Genomic DNA, 3,302 nt, shown 5'->3' with positions numbered 1-3,302 from the left:
GTGGCGGAGGCGGTGGCGGAGGCCGTGGCGGAGGCGGAGGCGGAGGCGGAGGCCGTGGCGGAGGCGGAGGCGGAGGCGGAGGCGGAGGCGGAGGCCGTGGCGGAGGCGGAGGCCGTGGCGGAGGCGGAGGCCGTGGCGGAGGCGGAGGCCGTGGCGGTGGCGGAGGCCGTGGCGGTGGCGGAGGCCGTGGCGGAGGCCGTGGCGGTGGCGGTGGCGGAGGCCGTGGCGGAGGCCGTGGCGGAGGCCGTGGCGGAGGCGGAGGCCGTGGTGGAGGCAGTGGCGGTCGCGGTCGCGGAGGCCGTGGCGGAGGCGGAGGCCGTGGTGGAGGCAGTGGCGGTCGCGGTCGCGGAGGCCGTGGCGGAGGCCGTGGCGGTCGCGGAGGCCGTGCTGAACCGGGACGCCACCGCCCAGCGTGGCGCGAATCCGACTTCCCGGCCTTCCGGGCCCTGCAATACCCTCTCCGCAGCGGCACTCGCGACCGGAAGGAGCCCCCGTTGATCCTCGTGGCAGGCGAGAACGTCATCGACCTCGTGCCCGCCCCAGGCGGGCTGCTGCGCCCGACCTGCGGCGGCGGGCCCGCGAACACCGCCGTGGCCCTGGCCAGGCGCGGCGTCCCCACCGCGCTCGTCGGCTCGGTCGGCGGGGACCAATTCGGGCGCCAGATCTGGCGCCGCCACATCGCCGCCGGGGTCCGCCGCGACTGGCTCCAGCGCACCGACCTGCCCTCCACGCTCGGCCTCGCCGTGGTCGACGAGGACGGCCGCGCCGACTACGACTACTGGACCACCGGCACCGCCGACTTCGTATGGGAGGGCCGCGCGCTCCCCAAACCCGACCCCGCCCGGGTCGACCTCATCCACTTCGGGTCCCTCGCCGCCTACCTCGAACCCTCCGCGCGGGCCGTCGAGCACTGGGTCAACCGCGCCCGCCGCGCCGTCCCGGTCTCGTTCGACCCCAACCTGCGCCTGAGCGCGATGGGCGACGCCGACAGCGTCCGCGAACGCACCGAACGCCTCGTCGGCCTCGCCAACCTCGTGCGGGTCTCCGAACGCGACCTCGCCCAGATCTACCCGGGCAAGCCGGTGGACGCGATCGCACACGCCTGGCTCGACGCCGGACCTGAACTCGTCGTGGTGACCCTCGGCGACGCCGGGTCGGTGGCCTTCCACCGCAACCACGTCACCGAGATGGCCGCCCCGCAGGTCCAGCTCGTGGACGCGATCGGCGCGGGCGACGCGTTCACCTCCGGGCTCATCGGATGGCTGACCTCGGCCGGGTGGATGCGCCTCGACCGCCTCGCGGCCTGGGGCAACCGGACCGTGATCACCGCCGCGCTGCGCTACGCGAGCCAGATCGCGGCCCAGGCCTGCACTGTCCCCGGCGCCCCGTAACCGGCGAGCGCCGTAGTTCACTCGCCCGTAACACGCAGCGTGACGGCATAGGATCGAAGCGTGCCTGCACCGGAACTGCGGATCTGCCTCGACGATGACGACCTCGACGCGGCGCTCCGGCTCGACGCCAAGCGGGGCCTGACCTCGCACCCCCGCCACCTCCCGATGCGCCTGCACTACGACGGTCGCGGCTCGGCCATGTTCGGCGAGCTCACGAAACAGCCCGAGTACTACCAGACCCGCAGCGAGCGGGCGATCCTCCACGACCGGGCAGCCGAGATCGCCGGGGCCCTCGGGGCCGGCCCGGTCTCGGTGATCGAGCTGGGCGCGGGCCGGGCCGAGAAGATCCGGCCGGTGCTCGGGGCGCTCGACGCGACCGGCAGGCTCGACGCGTTCTGGCCCTTCGACGTGGCCGAGAGCGAAGTGCGGGACGTGCTGCTCGACCTCGCCTCGGCCTACCCGAACGCCTACCTGGGCGGAATCGTCGGCGACTTCACCCGGCACCTGGCGCAGCTGCCCGACCACCACGGCACCCGGATGGTCGCGTTCCTCGGCGGGACCTTCGGGAACTTCACCGGCATGGAGCGCAGCCAGTTCCTGCGCGACCTGCGCGAGGCGCTGCGCCCGGGCGAGTGGTTCCTGGTGGGGGCCGACCTAGTGAAGGACCCCGAGGTCATCCTGGCCGCGTACAACGACGCGGCGGGCGTGACGGCCGAGTTCAACCGGAACGTGCTGTACGTGCTCAACCACCGCCTCGACGCCGACTTCCAGCCCGACCACTTCGAGCACATCGCGCTGTGGGACGCCGACACCGCGACCGTCGACATGCGCCTGCGGGCGATGAAGCCGATGACCGTCGACGTGGCGGCGCTCGCGCTCGAACTGGGTTTCTCGGTGGGCGAGGAGATCCACACCGGGATCTCAGTCAAGTTCCACCGCGGGGAGCTGGAGAACCTGCTCCAGGCGACCGGATTCGAGCCCGTGGGCTGCTGGAGCGACGAGCGCGATTACATGGGCGTGTTCCTCGCGCGGGCCGTGTGAGCGAACCGGCGTGGCCGCACGGCCGCGCCGATATCGTGGGCGGCATGGGAGAGATCGTGCTCATCCGCCACGGCGAGACGACCTGGTCGGCTTCGGGTCGGCACACGTCGATCACCGACCTCGACCTCACCGAGCACGGTGCCCGGCAGGCGAAGGCACTCGGGCCGCTACTCGCAGAACGGCACTTCGAGGCGGTCTGGTCGAGCCCGCGCAAGCGGGCGCTGATCACCGCCGACCTGGCGGGCCTGAAGGTCACGGCCGTGATCGCGGACCTGGCCGAATGGGCGTACGGGGACTACGAAGGCCGCACCAGCGAGGAGATCCGAGCCGAGGACCCAGACTGGAGCTTGTGGACGGACGGTGGCAAGGGCCCCGAGGGCGAGACCGCAGACGAGGTCGCCGAGCGCCTGGACCGGGCGCTGGCCGAGGCCGAACCGCTGCTGGCGCGCGGTGACGTGGCCTTCGTGGCGCACGGCCACAGTCTGCGAGTGGCGGCGGCGCGCTGGCTCGGCCACCCGGCCGCCGAGGGCCGCGACTTCCAGATCGCCACCGCCTCGATCGGCGCTCTGGGCTACGAGCACGGCCGCCACGCGATCACGTTGTGGAACCTCACGGCCGACGCCGCGAACCCCGGCACCGCAACGAAGGACGCCGGAATCTGAGCTCACCTCTTGAACCCCACCGGGTTTCGCCGCAAGTTAATCTAGTCGACGCGACACGCTGTCGCCTGACGCGAATTCGAAGGTTTACCTGATAACATGCCGCACGAACCCGGAACCCGGAACCCGGAACCCGGAACCCGGAACCCGGAACCCGGAACCCGGAACCCGGAACCCGGAACCCGGAACCCGGAACCCGGAACCCGGAACC

General features: G+C 72.7%; 4 protein-coding genes. All 4 read left to right on the top strand.

Annotated elements, in window-relative coordinates; translation table 11 throughout:
• A partial coding sequence (locus tag AB0B28_RS20090; RefSeq protein WP_360123552.1) for a hypothetical protein occupies nt 1-498 on the top strand: 498 nt, incomplete at its 5' end.
• 5 nt (nt 499-503) lie between these two features.
• Nucleotides 504-1,391: a carbohydrate kinase gene (locus AB0B28_RS20085; protein WP_360123655.1), complete on the top strand. Its 888-nt coding sequence runs from the start codon at nt 504-506 to the stop codon at nt 1,389-1,391.
• A 60-nt stretch (nt 1,392-1,451) separates the two neighbouring features.
• Nucleotides 1,452-2,432 (top strand): L-histidine N(alpha)-methyltransferase, encoded by a 981-nt coding sequence (gene egtD / locus AB0B28_RS20080; protein ID WP_360123549.1) that lies wholly within the window; start codon nt 1,452-1,454, stop codon nt 2,430-2,432.
• 44 nt (nt 2,433-2,476) lie between these two features.
• Nucleotides 2,477-3,094, top strand: a complete 618-nt coding sequence (locus AB0B28_RS20075; protein WP_360123546.1) for a histidine phosphatase family protein — start codon at nt 2,477-2,479, stop codon at nt 3,092-3,094.
• The last annotated feature ends 208 nt before the right edge of the window (nt 3,095-3,302 follow it).

It is taken from the genome of Glycomyces sp. NPDC046736 (assembly GCF_040645615.1).
In the GTDB taxonomy this organism is placed as follows: Bacteria; Actinomycetota; Actinomycetes; order Mycobacteriales; family Micromonosporaceae; genus Glycomyces.
Note: the sequence above shows the minus strand (reverse complement) of the source record. Positions and strands in the feature narration are given on the sequence as shown.